The organism is Hydrogenophaga sp. NH-16, from assembly GCF_004006415.1.
Classification (GTDB): Bacteria; Pseudomonadota; Gammaproteobacteria; order Burkholderiales; family Burkholderiaceae_C; genus Hydrogenophaga; species Hydrogenophaga pseudoflava.
In genome coordinates, this window is record NZ_CP029344.1 from 599,907 (window position 1) to 614,859 (window position 14,953).

A 14,953-nucleotide genomic window follows, 5' to 3' on the forward strand; every position below is an offset into this window, starting at 1 on the left:
TTACTTCACAGCGCCGAACGTGAGGCCCTGGACGAGCTGCTTCTGGCTGAACCAGCCAAAGACCACGATGGGGGCAATGGCCATGAGCGAGGCGGCGGACAGCTTGGCCCAGAACAGGCCTTCGGGGCTGGAGTAGCTGGCGATCAGCGTGGCCAGCGTGCCGGCCTTGGCCGAGCTGAGGTTGAGCGACCAGAAGGCCTCGTTCCAGCTCAGCACCAGGCACAGCAGGCCGGTGGAGGCCAGGCCGCCCATGCCCAGCGGCAGCAGCACCTTGGTGGCCTCCTGCCAGAGGGTGGCGCCGTCCATGCGCGCGGCCTCCAGGATCTCGTGCGGGATCTCCTTGAACGAGGAGTACAGCATCCAGACCATGATGGGTAGGTTGGACAACGTGAACACGATGATCAGGCCCAGCTGCGTGTCCAGCAGCTGGCTCTTCTGCGCCATCACGTAGATGGGCACCAGGGCGCCCACCGCCGGCATCATCTTGGTGGAGAGCATCCACATCAGGATGTCCTTGTCGCGCTGGCCCTTGTGGAAGGCCATGGCGTAGGCCGCGGGGGCGGCGATGGCCAGGCCCAGCAGGGTGGATACCACGCTGGTGACCACCGAGTTCCAGGCGTAGTGCAGGTAGTCGCTGCGTTCCTGCACCTCGTGGAAGTTTTCCAGTGTGGGCGAGAAGAACAGCTCGGGCGGCACCGCGATGGCCTGCAGCTCGGTCTTGAACGCTGTCAGCAGCAGCCAGCCCAGCGGGAAGAACAGCAGCAGGGCCACGGCCCAGGCGGCCACGGTGCGCACCGCGTAGGCGGGGGTGAAGGTGGATTGACGTGCCATGGGATGGGCCTTATTTGTCGAGGTTCTTGCCGACCATGCGGATCAGGAAGATCGCGGCGATGTTGGCCAGCACGACGGCGAACAGGGCACCGGCCGAGGCCACACCGGCGTCGAAGTTCAGCAGCGCCTGCTTGAAGATCAGGAAGGCCACGTTGGTGCTGGCGTCGCCCGGGCCGCCACCGGTGGTGGTGTAGATCTCGGCGAAGACGCTGAGCAGGAAGATCAGCTCGATCATCACGACCACGGCCACCGAGCGGCCCAGGTGCGGGATGTAGAGGTAGCGCAGCTGCTGGCCGTAGGTGGCGCCGTCCATGCGCGCGGCTTCCAGCTGCTCGCGGTCCATGCTCTGCAGCGCGGTCATGAAGATCAGCGTGGCAAACGGCAGCCACTGCCAGCTCACCATCACGATCACCGAGGACAGCGGGTGGTCGGTGAGCCAGTCCACCGGCGCGGCGCCGAAGAAGGCCCAGACCTGGGCCAGCACGCCGTAGATCGGGTTCATCATCATGTTCTTCCACATCAGCGCGTTGACCGTGGGCATGACGAAGAAGGGCGAGATCAGCAGCACGCGCACGATGCCGCGGCCGGCGAAGGGCTCGTTGATCAGCAGGGCGATGGCCACGCCCAGGATCACGGTGATCAGGATCACGCTGCCCAGCAGCAGGATGGTGTTGATCACCGAGGTCGTGAACGACGGATCGGTCACGAAGTATTCGAAGTTCTCCAGCCCGACGAAGCCGCTCTGGTCGGGCTGCATCAGGTTGTAGCGGATGACGGAGAAATAGATCGTCATCACCAGCGGCACGATCATCCACAGGAAGAGCGTGGCCACCGCGGGCGTCAGCAGCAGACGCGGCAGGGTGCGCGATGTGGGGCGGTTCATGGCCATGGACGTGAGAGGGGAAAACCCCTCCCCCGCGGGCGGGGGAGGGGGCGGTCAGACCGGGTGGGGCCTGCGGTGGCTTACTTGTAGTAGCCGGCCTTCTTCATCTCGCGTTCGGCGGCGACCTGCGAGGCCTTGAGCGCGTCGTCCACGCTGGTCTTGCCGGCGAGCGCGGCGCTCATCTGCTGGCCCACGGCGATGCCGATGGACTGGAACTCCGGAATGGCGGCGAACTGCACGCCGACATACGGGCTCTTGGGCAGGGTCGAGTCGGTCGGGTTGGCCGATTCGATGGCCTTGAGCTCGGCCGCGGCGAAGCGGGCAGCCTTCTGGAACTCCGGCGAGGCGTAGGTGCTCTTGCGGGTGCCGGTGGGCACGTTGGCCCAGCCGTTGGTCTTTGCGACCAGCTGGATGTATTCCTTGCTGGTGGCCCAGGTCACGAACTTCTGGGCGGCGTCGACCTTCTTCGAACCGGCGGGGATGGCCAGGTTCCAGGACCACAGCCAGTTCGCGCCCTTGGGCGTCACGGCGGTGGGGGCCTGGGCGAAGGCCATCTGGTCGGCCACCTTCGACTGCTTGGGGTCGCTCACGAAGGAGGCGGCGATGGTGGCGTCGATCCACATGCCGCACTTGCCCGAGTTGGTCAGCGCCAGGATCTCGTTGAAGCTGTTGTTCGACGAGCCGGGCGGGCCGTAGTTCTTTAGCAGGTCGACGTAGAAGGTGATGGCGTCCTTCCAGGGCTTGCTCTCCAGCTGGGGCTTCCAGCTCATGTCGAACCACTGGCCGCCGTGGGTGTTGACCAGGGTGGACAGGAAGGCCATGTTGTCGCCCCAGCCCGGCTTGCCGCGCAGGCAGATGCCGTAGGTGTTGGGCGGGTTGTGGATCTTGGCGGCCAGGGCCTTGATGTCGGTCCAGGTCGGGTTGTCGGCGACCTTGATGCCGGCCTTGTCGGCCAGGTCCTTGCGGTACATCAGCATGGACGATTCGCCGTAGAACGGGGCGGCGAACAGCTTGCCGTCCACCGTCAGGCCGCCGCGCACCGCGGGCAGCAGGTCGTTCACGTCGTAGGCGGCGTCGGTCTTGAGCTCGGTGAGCCAGCCCTTCTTGCCCCAGATCGGCGCTTCGTACATGCCGATGGTCATGATGTCGAACTGGCCGCCCTTGGTGGCGATGTCGGTCGTCACGCGCTGGCGCAGCACGCCTTCTTCCAGCGTGACCCACTTGAGCTTGATGTCGGGGTTGGCGGCCTCGAAGTTCTTCGAGAGCTTCTGCATCTCGATCATGTGGCCGTTGTTCACGGTCGCGATCACGAGTTCGGTGGCGGCGTTGGCGCCCGCGGCGGCCAGCAGGCCGGCGGCGAACACGGTGGCAAGGCGGAATTTCACAGGGTGTCTCCTGAGGTGGGTGGTGGCGTTCGTCCAGGTTCAACGGTGTCTGAAACCGTGGACCGGATTCTGGGCACCTTCTGACCCGCGGTTTGTACGCAAATCGGCCAGATATGTACTTACTTGCGTTATCAGGCTGGGATTAACCCTAGGTGCCGGCAAAAAGTATGTGCGACCTGCAAAGCGGTACTTCGCGGGTGCAGCAAGGTATCGGTTCTGCTCAGGTGGAGGCGCGCAGCCGCAACTCGAAACCCAGGTCCACCGAGTGCCGGGCGGGCGTGTCGCCGCGCATCAGGCTCAGCAGCATCTGGGCGCTGGCCTCGCCGATGGCGCCGCGCGGCGTGGCCACGGTGGTCAGCGGCGGCAGCATCTGGTCGCTGCCCGAGAGGTCGTTGAAGCCCGCCACCGCCAGCCGCTGCGGCACGGCCACGCCCAGGCGCAGTGCGGCCAGCAACCCGCCCTGGGCCAGGTCGTCGTTGCAGAAGAAGACGGCGTCGCAGCCGGGCTGCTCGCGCAGCAGCCGCTCCAGCAGCTCGCCGCCCAAGGCCATCGACGAGGGCCGCGGGTCCAGCCATTCCAGCGCCGGGTCGTACAGGCCCGCACTCTGCAGCGCGCGGCGGTAGCCCTCGGCGCGCTGCAGGGTGCGCGGGTCGAGCTGGGCGGCGGCGAACGCGATGCGCCGGCGGCCACGCGCCAGCAGGTGGCGGGTGATGGCCTCGCCCGCGTCGCGCTGCGAGAAGCCCACGCAGTACAGCGCCGGGTCGGTGGACAGCTCCATCAGGTGCACGCAGGGCACGCCGCTGTGCGCCATCAGCTCGCGCGTGGCGGCGTTCTGGTCGATGCCGGTCACCAGCAGGCCGGCGGGCCGGTGCTGCAGCTGCTCGCGCAGCAGCTGTTCTTCTTCGTCCGGGCTGTAGTGGGTGATGCCGATGAGCGTCTGGTAGCCGGCCGGGCGCAGGGTGCGCTGCACCGCCTCCAGCAGGTCCACGAACAGGGCGTTGGACAGCATCGGAATCAGCACCGCCACGTGCGAGCCGTGGCGCGAGGCGAGGGCGCGCGCCGCCGGGTCGGGCACGTAGCGCAGCTGCTGCGCCGCTTCCTTGACCCGCGCCGCCAGCACCGGGTCCACGGTGCGCTCGCCGCGCAGGGCGCGCGAGACGGTGATCGGGCTCACGCCCGCCAGCGCCGCGACGTCGGCCAGGGTCACCCGGCCGGTGGCGCGGGGGCGGGAAGGGGGTGGGGGGGGCATCAGGGTTTTTACGGGTGTCGGCTAGGAATCATAGCCTTAAGATAGCGCTATCTCAAGACGGCAGACCCCCTCGAAAACCCGATCTGCCCCACGCCCGGCCTGCCCACAGGCCGTTTTTTCTACCGACAAAAGATAGCGCTATCTCAAGCATGAACATGGTTCAAAATGCGTCGCTGGTGGTGATGGGCGTGGCCGGTTGCGGCAAGTCCAGCCTGGGCGCCGGTCTGGCACAACGCCTCGGGCTGCCGCTGATCGAAGGCGACGACCACCACAGCCCCGCCAGCCGGCAGAAGATGCGCGAAGGCATCGCCCTGACCGACGCCGACCGCGCCGGCTGGCTGGCGACGCTGGCCGGCCTGCTGGCCCGCTCGCCCGGCGGCGTGGTGCTGACCTGCTCGGCCCTGCGGCGTGCCTACCGCGACCAGCTGCGCGCCGCGGCCCCGGGCCTGCGCTTCGTCTTCATCGACATCACCCCGGCACTGGCCAGCGAACGCGTGGCCGCGCGCTCGGCGCACTTCTTCAACACCGCGCTGGTGGACAGCCAGTTCGCCACGCTGGAATCCCCCGTGGGTGAGCCCGGCGTGCTGCGCGTCGACGCGGCCGAGCCCCTGCCGCAACTGCTGGACCAGGCCGCCGCCTGGGCCGCCGCCCCGTCCCCCAGCCAGGAGGCCGCATGAACACGCCCGACCAACCCAAGGCGCATCCCCTGCAGCGCGCGGCCCAGACCCTGATGGCCGTGTGCCTGGCCGTCATGGCCTGTTCCGTCTTCCTCAACGTGGTGCTGCGCTACGGCTTCGGCAGCGGCGTGGCCGCCAGCGAGGAACTCTCGCGCCTGCTGTTCGTCTGGATGGTGTTCCTCGGCGCCGCCGCGGCCTACCCGGCCGGCGAGCACATGGCCTTCACCAGCCTGGTGGGTCTGCTGCGCCGCCGTCCGCTGGCTTTCAAGGCCGCCACGCTGCTGATCCGCCTGCTGGTGCTGCTGGCCTGCGTGCTGCTGGGTCGGGGCGCCTGGCAGCAGGTGGTGGTGGGCATGGACAGCCACTCGGTGGTGCTCAAGGCGCCGGCCGCGCTGCTGCCGCTGCCGGCGTTGCTGTGCGCCATTGCCATCGGCGCGATGGTGGTGTGGGAAATCATCAAGGCCAAGCCGCTGGACCTCGGCCACGGCGTGGACGTGGAGTGACGCGATGAGCCTCGAAGCACAAGCCTTCATCGTCTTCGTCCTCGGCATGCTGGTGCTCATGGGCATCGGCATGAACATGGCGTTCGCCCTGCTGCTCACCGGCGCCGCCATGGCCTGGGTGATGGACTTCTTCGACACCCAGCTGCTGGCGCAGAACATGGTGGCCGGTGTGGACAGCTTCCCGCTGCTGGCCGTGCCCTTCTTCATCCTGGCCGGCGAGCTGATGAACAGTGGCGGCATCAGCCGGCGCATCATCGAAATGGCGCAGACCTGGGTCGGCCACATCCGCGGCGGTCTGGGTTTCGTGGCCATCGGCGCGGCGGTGCTGATGGCGTCCATGAGCGGCTCGGCCCTGGCCGACACCGCGGCGCTGGCCACCATCCTGCTGCCCATGATGCGCGAGCACGGCTACCCCATGCACCGCTCGGCCGGGCTGATCGCCTCGGGCGGCATCATCGCGCCCATCATCCCGCCGTCCATGCCGTTCATCATCTACGGCGTCACCACCAACACCTCCATCTCGGCGCTGTTCCTCTCGGGCATCGTGCCGGGTCTGATGATGGGCGCCGCGCTCATCGTCACCTGGAAGATCGTGCTCAAGGGCATGAATCTGCAGGACAACCCGCCGGTGCCGATGGCCGGCCGGCTGCGCGCCACAGCCCGCGCGTTCTGGGCGCTGCTGATGCCGCTGATCATCATCGGCGGCATGAAGACCGGTGTGTTCACGCCCACCGAGGCCGCCGTGGTGGCCGCGTTCTACGCGCTGGTGGTGTCGCTGTTCATCCACCGCGAGATGAAGATCGGCCAGCTGCACGGGGTGCTGGTGCGCGCTGCGCGCACCACCGCGGTGGTGATGTTCCTCTGCGCCGGTGCCCAGGTGGCCAGCTACATGATCACCCTGGCCGACCTGCCCGGTGTGCTGGGCGGCTGGTTGGGCCCGCTGGTGGAGAACCCGCGCCTGCTGATGGCCGTGATGATGATCGTGCTGGTGCTGATCGGCACCGCACTGGACCTCACGCCCACCATCCTGATCTTTGCGCCGGTGATGCTGCCGATCGCCGTCAAGGCCGGCATCGACCCGGTGTACTTCGGCCTGATGTTCGTGCTCAACGGCGCCATCGGCCTCATCACGCCGCCCGTGGGCACCGTGCTCAACGTGGTGGCCGGCGTGGGCCGCCTGCCCATGCACCAGGTCATCAAGGGCGTGAACCCCTTCCTGCTCAGCTACACGCTGGTGCTGGCCCTGTTCGTGTTGTTCCCGCAGATCGTCACCGCCCCCGTGGCGTGGATGCGCTGATTTCCGTTCGTTTGCTTTTTCACCCAAGGAGACTGTCATGTCCATCTTCCGCCGCACCCTGATCGCCGCCACCGCCGTGGCCGCCTTCACCGCCCCGTTCGCCAGCTTCGCGCAGGACATCAAGCCGCGCCTGATCCGCTTCGGCTACGGCCTCAACGAAGACTCCAACCAGGGCCGCGCCGTCAAGCTGTTCGCTCAGGAAGTCGAGAAGGCCTCGGGCGGCAAGATGAAGGTGCGCGCCATCGGCGCCGCCGCGCTCGGCTCCGACGTGCAGATGCAGCAGGCCCTGATCGGCGGCGCGCAGGAAATGATGGTCGGCTCCACCGCCACCCTGGTCGGCATCACCAAGGAAATGGCGATCTGGGACACGCCCTTCCTGTTCAACAACGCCAAGGAAGCCGACACCGTGCTCGACGGCCCGGTGGGCCAGAAGGTGATGGACAAGCTGCAGGAGAAAGGCCTGGTCGGGCTGGTGTACTGGGAGAACGGCTTCCGCAACCTCACCAACAACAAGCAGCCGGTGGCCAAGCTGGAAGACCTGAACGGCATCAAGCTGCGCGTGATGCAGAACGACGTGTTCCTCAACAGCTTCAAGACCCTGGGCGCCAACGCCATCCCGCTGCCGTTCTCCGAGCTGTTTACCGCGCTGGAGACCAAGACCGTCGACGGCCAGGAGAACCCCTACAACACCATCCTGTCGAGCAAGTTCTACGAGGTGCAGAAGTACCTGACCGTGACCAACCACGTCTACAGCCCCTGGATCGTCACCGTGAGCAAGAAGTGGTGGGACGGCCTCTCCAAGGACGAGCAGAAGGTGCTGGCCGACGCCGCGAAGAAGAGCCGCGACTTCGAGCGCCAGGACACCCGCGCCGAAGCCGCCAAGGCCCTGGGCGACCTCAAGGCCAAGGGCATGCAGGTCAACGAACTCAGCCCGGCCGAAGCGAACCGCATGCGCGAGAAGCTGGGCGCCGTCAACGCCAGCATCGCCGCCAACGTGGGCGAAGCGCTGTGGAAGGACACCCAGGCCGCCGTCGCGGCGGCGCGCAAGTGATCTGAATCCGCGGCCTGCTGCAGGCCCGCACCCGGAAGCCGGTCTTGCCCCAGACCGGCTTTTTTGTTTTCATGGGCCTCTTTTCACGAGCCCAGGCTCCGCAGGGACACGCCATGAACTTCCTCCACACGCTCACCGGCTCCTTCGCCCAGCCCGCCGCCGAGAACCCGACGGTCGCCATGATCGAGGCCGCCTACCGCCACCACGGCATGGAATGGCGCTATGTCAACTGCGAAGTGCCGCCCGAGAAGCTGGCCGACGCGGTGCGCGGTGCTCGCGCCATGGGCTGGGTGGGTTTCAACTGCTCGCTGCCGCACAAGGTGACCGTGATCGAGCACCTCGACGGCCTGGCGCCCTCGGCGCAGATCATTGGCGCGGTCAACACCGTGGTGCTGCGGGACGGCTTGCTGGTGGGCGAGAACACCGACGGCCAGGGCTTCGTCGAGGCGCTGCGCCCGGTCTGCACCATCGAAGGCCAACGCGTGCTGCTGTTCGGCGCCGGTGGCGCGGCGCGCGCGGTGGCGGTGGAACTGGCGCTGGCCGGCGCGGCCCACATCACCGTGGTCAACCGGGGCCGGCTGCGCGGCCAGGAGCTGGCCGACCTGATCGCGGCCAGGACCGGCGCCACCGCCGAATACCTGCACTGGCAGCCGACCATGCAGATTCCCACGGGCACCGGCATCGTGGTCAACGCCACCTCCATCGGCTTGTTCCCGAATGTGGACGACCAGCTCGACATCGACTGGAGCACCCTGCGCCCCGGCATGGTGGTGGCCGACGCCATCCCCAACCCGCCGCGCACCCACCTCATCCGCACCGCCGAAGCCGCCGGCTGCACCGTGCTCGACGGCCTGGGCATGCTGGTGAACCAGGGCTCGGTGGCGATCCGGCTCTGGAGCGGGGTGGATGTGGACCGGGGGGTGATGCGGCGGGAGCTGGAGCGGGCGCTGGGTGTGGCAGAGTAGCCGCCTGCTTCAACGCCCCTGCATGCAATGCCCCAGATCCTTCTCCTCGAAGACGAACCCGCCATCGCCGACACGCTGCTCTACGCACTGCGCAGCGAAGGCTTCGAGGTCACCCACGTCACCCTCGCGCGCGACGCGCTCGCGGCGTTTTCGCAGCAGCCTCCCGACCTCGCGATCCTCGATGTCGGCGTGCCCGACGGCAATGGCTTCGACGTCTGCCGCGCCATCCGCAAGACCAGCGAGCTGCCCATCGTCTTCCTCACCGCGCGCAGCGAGGAGATCGACCGCGTGCTCGGGCTGGAGCTGGGCGCGGACGACTACGTGAGCAAGCCGTTTTCGCCGCGCGAGGTCTGCGCGCGGGTCAAGGCGATCCTGCGGCGCACGGCCAACGGCAAGGCGGCTGAGCAGGGCGCCGCGCTGTCGATGGCCGGCTCTGCCTCGCTGCGGCTGGATGAAGCCGCGCAGCGCATCGCCTGCGGTGGCGGCTACCTCGCGCTCACGCGCTACGAGTACCTGCTGCTGGCGACGCTGCTGCGCCGGCCCGGACGCATCTTCTCGCGCGCCGAACTGATGGACCTGGTCTGGGCCGACGCGCCCGACACGCTGGACCGCACGGTCGACGCCCACATCAAGCTGCTGCGCGCCAAGCTGCGCGAGCGCGGCCTCTCGCCCGACCTGATCCAGACGCACCGGAACATGGGCTACTCCCTCACGCTGTCGGCCTGAATCCATGCGCATCGGCCTGCGTCTGCTGCTCGCCTTCTTCCTGGTGCTCGGCCTGTCGCTGTTCGTCGTGCTGCGCGTGTTCGTGGAAGAGGTCAAGCCCGGCACGCGGCTGGCGATGGAGGACAGCCTGGTGGACGCGGCGAACGCGCTGGCGCTGGTGGCGGCGCCGGACCTGAAGGCCGGCAGCATCGCCAGTGGCCCTTTCGCGCAGGCCCTGTCGAAGCTGCCGACGGTCGACCCGGGCGCGACGATCTGGGGCTTTCGCAAGTCGCGCATCGACTACCGCGTCACCGTGACCGATGCGCGCGGCATCGTCGTGTTCGACAGCCGCGGACAGGACGTGGGCAAGGACCATTCGCAGTGGAACGACGTGCTGCGCACGCTGCGCGGCGAGTACGGCGCGCGCTCCAGCGGCGAGAGCGAATACGACGCCGACCGCACCGTGATGCATGTGGCGGCGCCTGTGAAGGACGGCCAGCGCATCATCGGCGTGCTCACCGTCTCGCGCCCGAACCAGACGCTGGAGCCCTACATCCAGCGCAGCCGCGACCGCATCCTCAACTGGTCGTGGGTGCTGCTGGGGCTGTCGCTGGCAATCGGCCTGCTGTTCACCTGGTGGATCGCCAGCTCGCTCTCGCGCCTGCGCGGCTATGCGAACGCGGTGGCGCGCGGCGAGCGGGCCGAGCTGCCGCGCATGGGCCGGCTCTCGGGCAACACCGAGTTCGCCGACCTCGCGCAGGCGGTCGAGCGCATGCGCCTCAGGCTCGAAGACAAGGCCTATGTCGAGAACTATGTGCACACGCTGACGCACGAGCTCAAGAGCCCGCTGGCAGCGATCCGCGGCGCGGCCGAGCTGCTGCAGGAGCCCATGCCCGAGGCCGACCGCGAGCGCTTTGCCGGCAACATCCAGCGCCAGACCGAGCGCCTGCAGCAGCTGATCGACCGGCTGCTGGCGCTGGCCGATGTGGAGCAGCTGCGCCAGCTGCGCACGGTGGAGCCGGTGGACCTGGCGGCGCTCACGCGCGAACTGCTGCACACGGCCGAGCCGAGGCTGCGGCGCAAGGGTCTGCGGGTTCAGACCACGCTGGACGAGGGCGCCACGGTGCGGGGTGACCGCTTCCTGATCGCGCAGGCGCTGCAGAACCTGCTGGACAACGCCATCGACTTTTCACCGCAGGGCGGCGCACTGACGGTGGCCGCCAGGCGCCTGGACGGGCTGGTGGAGTGGTCGGTGCGCGACGAGGGGCCGGGCGTGCCCGACTACGCGGCCGACAGGATCTTCGACCGCTTCTATTCGCTGCCGCGCGCCGACACGCAGGAGAAAAGTTCGGGCCTGGGGCTGTGCCTCGTGAAGGAGGTCAGCGAGCTGCACGGCGGCACGCTGCACATTGACAACGTGACCGACCCGCGCGGCTGCCGCGCGAGCTGGACGCTGCCAGCCTGACGCGCCGCGCCCCCGTGCCTCAGCGGCCGGCCCGCGCGGTCGCGTCGAAGATGAAGCAGGTGGTGGTGGCGTGGGCGTAGAGCTTGCCGTCGGGGCCGACGATGCGCGCCTCGGCGGTGGCCATCTGCCGGCCGCTGTGGATCACCTTGCCGATGGCGCGCAGCGGCCCCGTCCTGTCGCTCGCGGCGCGCACGATGTTCAGGCCGAGCTCGGCGGTGGTGTAGCCGGTGCCGGCGGGCAGCCTGGTCTGCACTGCGCAGCCCAGCGCCGAGTCCAGCAGGGTGGCGTACCAGCCGCCGTGCACCGTGCCCAGCGGGTTGTAGTGTTTGAACTGCGGTTCACCCTGGAACACCGCGTGACCGTCGCCCACTTCGATCAGGTAGAAGCCCAGGGTCTCGCTGATGGGCGGGTAGGGCAGCTCGCCGCGCAGCATCGCTTGCATGATCTCCAGCCCTGTCTTGCCGGCGATCTGTTCCGGCGTTGAAACGCCGGCCCGGCCGCCGCCGGCCTCAATGCGCTGCCGCACGGCGGCTTCTTCCTGTTCCCAGCGCAGGCGGATGTTCTCAGTATCCATGGTGTGTCCTCAAAACAGTTGCATATGCAATGATTGTAGATACAATCAACTCATGGCCGCAAGCACCACCCCCAAATCCCTGCCGCAAGGTTGCACCAACCTCAAGCTGCGCCAGTTCATGCGCCGCGTGAGCCAGTTCTACGACGCCGAGATGGCGCAGGTGGGGCTCAAGACCACGCAGTACTCGCTGCTGTCCTATGTCGACAAACTGGGGCCGGTGCGTCCCGGCGAGCTGGCCGAGGGACTGAAGATGGACGCGTCCACGCTCACGCGCAACCTGCGGCCGCTGGTCGATGCCGGCTGGGTCGTGGTCGCGGCGGGCGAGGACGCGCGCAGCCGCCTGGTGAGCCTCACGCCCGCCGGCCGCGAGAAGCGCGCCGAGGCCAAGCGGCGCTGGAAGGTGGCGCAACTGGGCATCAACCGCCTGCTCGGCGAGGACCAGGTGGTGGCGCTGCACGCGCTGATCGACGCGTCGATGGACAAGCTCGCTCCCGTGGCGGCCGGGGGCGAGGGCGATGAGTGAGCCCGGGGCCAGCGCGCCCAACCCCCTGCTGACCGCGCCCATCCTGCCGCTGCTGCTGAAGTTCGCGCTGCCCAACATGGTGGCCATGCTGGCAACCGCGCTGGCGGCGATCGCCGAGACCGCCTACGTCGGCCGCTTCGGCTCGCCCGCGCTGGCCGGCATGGCGCTGGTGTTCCCCTTCGTGATGTTCCAGATGATGCTGTCGGCCGGTGCCATGGGCGGCGGCGTCTCGTCGGCGGTGAGCCGGGCGCTGGGCGCAGGCGATGCCGCGCGGGCCAACGCGCTGGCGGTGCACGCGGTGTGGATCGCGCTGGCGGCCGGTGTCGTGTACACGGTGGCCATGCTCACGCTGGGCGAAGCCCTGCTGGCGGCGCTGGGCGGGCAGGGCGAGGCGCTGGCGCAGGCCATGGCCTATGGCAACGTGGCCTTTCTGGGCTCGGTGTTCGTCTGGCTGGTGAACACCCTGGCGTCGGTGATCCGCGGCGCCGGAAACATGGCCGCGCCCTCGGTGACGCTGTTTGCCGTGGCGCTGTTGCAGGTGGTGCTGGGTGGAGTGCTCGGGCTGGGCTGGGGGCCGTTCCCGCCGCTGGGCATGGCGGGCGTCGCGGCGGGTGGTGTGGTCGCCTACGGGGCGGGCGCGGCCTGGTTGTGGTGGACTCTCGCTTCGGGCCGGGCGCGCATATCGCTGAACATGCGCGGAACTCGTTTCGAGCGCGCGCTGTTCGCCGACATCCTGCGCGTCGGCGCGGTGGCCTGCATCTCGCCGCTGCAGACCGTGCTGACCATCCTCATCCTCACGCGGCTGGTGGCGCAGTTCGGCACCGACGCGCTGGCCGGCTACGGCATCGGCACGCGGCTCGAATTCCTGCTGGTGCCGGTCGCGTTCGCAGTGGGCGTGGCATCGGTGCCGCTGGTGGGCATGGCGATCGGCGCCGGCCAGGTGGCCCGGGCGCGGCGCGCGGCCTGGACGGCGGCGGGGCTGGCCACCGCCATCCTCGGCGGGCTGGGCCTGATCGTGACGCTGGCGCCCGACCTCTGGACCGGCCTGTTCTCGCAGGACCCGGCGGTGCTGGACGCCGCCGCGGGCTACTTCCGCTGGGCCGGCCCGGTCTACGGCCTGTTCGGCCTGGGCCTGTCGCTGTACTTCTCGTCGCTGGGCGCGGGCAAGGCGATTGGTCCGGTGCTGGCAGGCACGCTGCGGCTGGTGATGGTGGCCGGCGGCGGCCTGCTGCTGGCGCTGTGGCAGATGCCCACCTGGACCATCTTCGCGCTGCTGTCGGCGGGCATGGCGGTGTACGGCCTCAGCTCCGTGGTCTTCGTTCGCCTCACTCCTTGGGGCGTCGAGAAGGCCTGATCCGTTTCACATTCGCTTCACACAGGCTGCGTGGGCGCCGCACAGCGGCTTTGAAGAATCGCTCCGTCCCAACACAAGGAGCGAGAAGTGAACCGGTTTCCCCTGCTGAGCAAGACCGCCGTGATCGGCTTTCTGATGGTCCTGCTGCTGATTCCCCTGGCCATGGTCAGCGACCTGGTCACCGAGCGCACCCAGAACCGCGAACAGGCCACGCGCGAGGTGGCCCGAGCCCACGCCGGCACACAGACCCTCACCGGCCCCGTGCTGCACGTGCCCTACACCGAGACATTCTCCCGCAAGGTGGTGGTCGACGTGGCGCGCAACATCGAGCGCGAAGAGACGGTCAAGGAACACCGCGTGGCGACGGTGTTTCCTCAAACCATGGACACACGCAGCCGCCTCACCACCGAGGTGCGCTGGCGCGGCGTGTTTCCGGTCACGGTCTACAACAGCCGCCACGACAGCGCCGGGCGTTTCGTCTGGGACGGCGTGGCACCGCGAGAGAAGGGCGGCCAGATCGCGCTGGGCCGGCCCTGGCTGAACTTCGGCGTGAGCGACCTGCGCGGCCTGCAAGGCCAGCCCGAACTGAAGCTCGCAGGCCAGACCCTGACCATCAGCGCAGCGCCGGCCGATGCGGACCTGCCGCTGCCCCTGGCCGCCGCTCTTGGGGCCGACCTGCTGCAGCCCGGCGCCGCGCTGGACTTCACCCTGGGCATGGACCTGGCCGGCACGGGGCAGATCGGCTTCGTGCCGCTGGCGGATGACAACAAACTCAGCCTGGTCTCGGCCTGGCCGCACCCCACCTTCGGCGGCGACTTCCTGCCGCGCCAGCGCACGGTGAACGCCGACGGCTTCGAGGCGCAATGGAGCGTGCCCGCGCTCTCCACCCAGGCGCAGCAGCAGTTCCTGTCGCAGGGCAAGGAGCGCGTGGCGCTGGACAGCTTCTCGGTCTCGCTGGGCAACCCGGTCGACGTCTACCGCCTGACCGAGCGCGCCACCAAGTACGGCCTGATGTTCATCGTGCTCACCTTCGCCGCCTTCTTCGTGCTGGAGATGGTCAAGCGCTGGCGCATCCACCCCATGCAGTACCTGATGATCGGCGCGGCCCTGGTGCTGTTCTTCCTGCTGCTGCTCTCGCTGTCGGAACAGCTGGGTTTCTTCGTCGCCTACCTGGCCGCCAGCGCCGGCTGCATCGCGCTGCTGACCCACTACCTGCGCCACGTGCTGGGCGGCTGGCGCCCGGCGCTGGGCATCAGCGGCCTGCTGGTGGCGCTCTACGGCGTGCTCTACGGCATCCTGCAGTCGGAGGACAACGCGCTGATGATGGGCTCGCTGCTGCTGTTCGGCGTGCTGGCCGCGGTCATGGTCGCCACCCGCAGGATCGACTGGTACAACGTGATGGGCAGCCGCGAGCAGGCCACCCATGCGTGACGACACCGGCAGGGTCCGGCGACGGGCCGCGATGGTGCTGCTGGCCGGCGCCTGGCTCGG

Annotated in this window: 15 protein-coding genes; 10 read left to right on the plus strand and 5 right to left on the minus strand. The window is 68.7% G+C overall.

The features are described 5' to 3' along the window. From DD542_RS02890 to DD542_RS02905, 4 genes are all read right to left on the minus strand, one after another. Nucleotides 1-831 (minus strand): carbohydrate ABC transporter permease, encoded by an 831-nt coding sequence (locus DD542_RS02890; RefSeq protein ID WP_127803660.1) that lies wholly within the window; start codon nucleotides 829-831, stop codon nucleotides 1-3. A 10-nt stretch (nucleotides 832-841) separates the two neighbouring features. Next, entirely contained in the window at nucleotides 842-1,714 is an 873-nt protein-coding gene (locus DD542_RS02895) for a sugar ABC transporter permease (RefSeq protein WP_127803662.1), read from the minus strand. Between the two features lie 80 nt (nucleotides 1,715-1,794). Then, nucleotides 1,795-2,997 (minus strand): sugar ABC transporter substrate-binding protein, encoded by a 1,203-nt coding sequence (locus DD542_RS02900; protein WP_241559763.1) that lies wholly within the window; start codon nucleotides 2,995-2,997, stop codon nucleotides 1,795-1,797. Nucleotides 2,998-3,319: 322 nt separating this feature from the next. Then, nucleotides 3,320-4,348, minus strand: a complete 1,029-nt coding sequence (locus DD542_RS02905) for a LacI family DNA-binding transcriptional regulator (protein ID WP_127803664.1) — start codon at nucleotides 4,346-4,348, stop codon at nucleotides 3,320-3,322. Nucleotides 4,349-4,497: 149 nt separating this feature from the next. Here DD542_RS02905 and DD542_RS02910 point away from each other — a divergent pair, with 149 nt between their 5' ends. The 7 genes from DD542_RS02910 (at nucleotide 4,498) to creC (ending at nucleotide 11,011) form a co-directional block, all read left to right on the plus strand. Further along, nucleotides 4,498-5,025: a gluconokinase gene (locus DD542_RS02910; protein ID WP_241559667.1), complete on the plus strand. Its 528-nt coding sequence runs from the start codon at nucleotides 4,498-4,500 to the stop codon at nucleotides 5,023-5,025. After that, a complete protein-coding gene (locus tag DD542_RS02915; RefSeq protein ID WP_066150648.1) occupies nucleotides 5,022-5,528 on the plus strand; it encodes a TRAP transporter small permease subunit in 507 nt (168 codons plus the stop codon). The genes DD542_RS02910 and DD542_RS02915 overlap by 4 nt, the downstream gene beginning before the upstream one ends. A gap of 4 nt (nucleotides 5,529-5,532) precedes the next feature. Then, the gene (locus DD542_RS02920; RefSeq protein WP_127803666.1) at nucleotides 5,533-6,825 is read left to right on the plus strand and encodes a TRAP transporter large permease subunit; all 1,293 of its coding nucleotides are present in this window, start codon (nucleotides 5,533-5,535) and stop codon (nucleotides 6,823-6,825) included. Between the two features lie 37 nt (nucleotides 6,826-6,862). Continuing rightward, nucleotides 6,863-7,876, plus strand: coding sequence for a TRAP transporter substrate-binding protein (locus DD542_RS02925; protein WP_127803669.1), 1,014 nt, complete (start codon nucleotides 6,863-6,865; stop codon nucleotides 7,874-7,876). Between the two features lie 113 nt (nucleotides 7,877-7,989). Beyond that, a complete protein-coding gene (gene aroE / locus DD542_RS02930; protein WP_127803671.1) occupies nucleotides 7,990-8,841 on the plus strand; it encodes a shikimate dehydrogenase in 852 nt (283 codons plus the stop codon). Nucleotides 8,842-8,868: 27 nt separating this feature from the next. Further along, nucleotides 8,869-9,567 (plus strand): two-component system response regulator CreB, encoded by a 699-nt coding sequence (gene creB, locus DD542_RS02935; protein ID WP_127803673.1) that lies wholly within the window; start codon nucleotides 8,869-8,871, stop codon nucleotides 9,565-9,567. 4 nt (nucleotides 9,568-9,571) lie between these two features. Next, nucleotides 9,572-11,011, plus strand: a complete 1,440-nt coding sequence (gene creC / locus DD542_RS02940) for a two-component system sensor histidine kinase CreC (protein WP_127803675.1) — start codon at nucleotides 9,572-9,574, stop codon at nucleotides 11,009-11,011. 19 nt (nucleotides 11,012-11,030) lie between these two features. On the opposite strand, the gene DD542_RS02945 is transcribed toward creC, so the two are convergent. Next, nucleotides 11,031-11,585 carry a PaaI family thioesterase gene (locus DD542_RS02945; protein WP_127803677.1) on the minus strand — a complete coding sequence of 185 codons (555 nt, stop codon included), beginning with the start codon at nucleotides 11,583-11,585 and terminating at the stop codon, nucleotides 11,031-11,033. A gap of 52 nt (nucleotides 11,586-11,637) precedes the next feature. Here DD542_RS02945 and DD542_RS02950 point away from each other — a divergent pair, with 52 nt between their 5' ends. From DD542_RS02950 to creD, 3 genes are all read left to right on the plus strand, one after another. Then, nucleotides 11,638-12,108 carry a MarR family winged helix-turn-helix transcriptional regulator gene (locus DD542_RS02950; protein ID WP_127803679.1) on the plus strand — a complete coding sequence of 157 codons (471 nt, stop codon included), beginning with the start codon at nucleotides 11,638-11,640 and terminating at the stop codon, nucleotides 12,106-12,108. Next, nucleotides 12,101-13,462, plus strand: coding sequence for an MATE family efflux transporter (locus tag DD542_RS02955; RefSeq protein ID WP_127803681.1), 1,362 nt, complete (start codon nucleotides 12,101-12,103; stop codon nucleotides 13,460-13,462). The genes DD542_RS02950 and DD542_RS02955 overlap by 8 nt, the downstream gene beginning before the upstream one ends. Nucleotides 13,463-13,549: 87 nt before the next feature. Continuing rightward, nucleotides 13,550-14,893, plus strand: a complete 1,344-nt coding sequence (creD, locus tag DD542_RS02960; RefSeq protein WP_164868325.1) for a cell envelope integrity protein CreD — start codon at nucleotides 13,550-13,552, stop codon at nucleotides 14,891-14,893. Nucleotides 14,894-14,953: the final 60 nt, after the last annotated feature.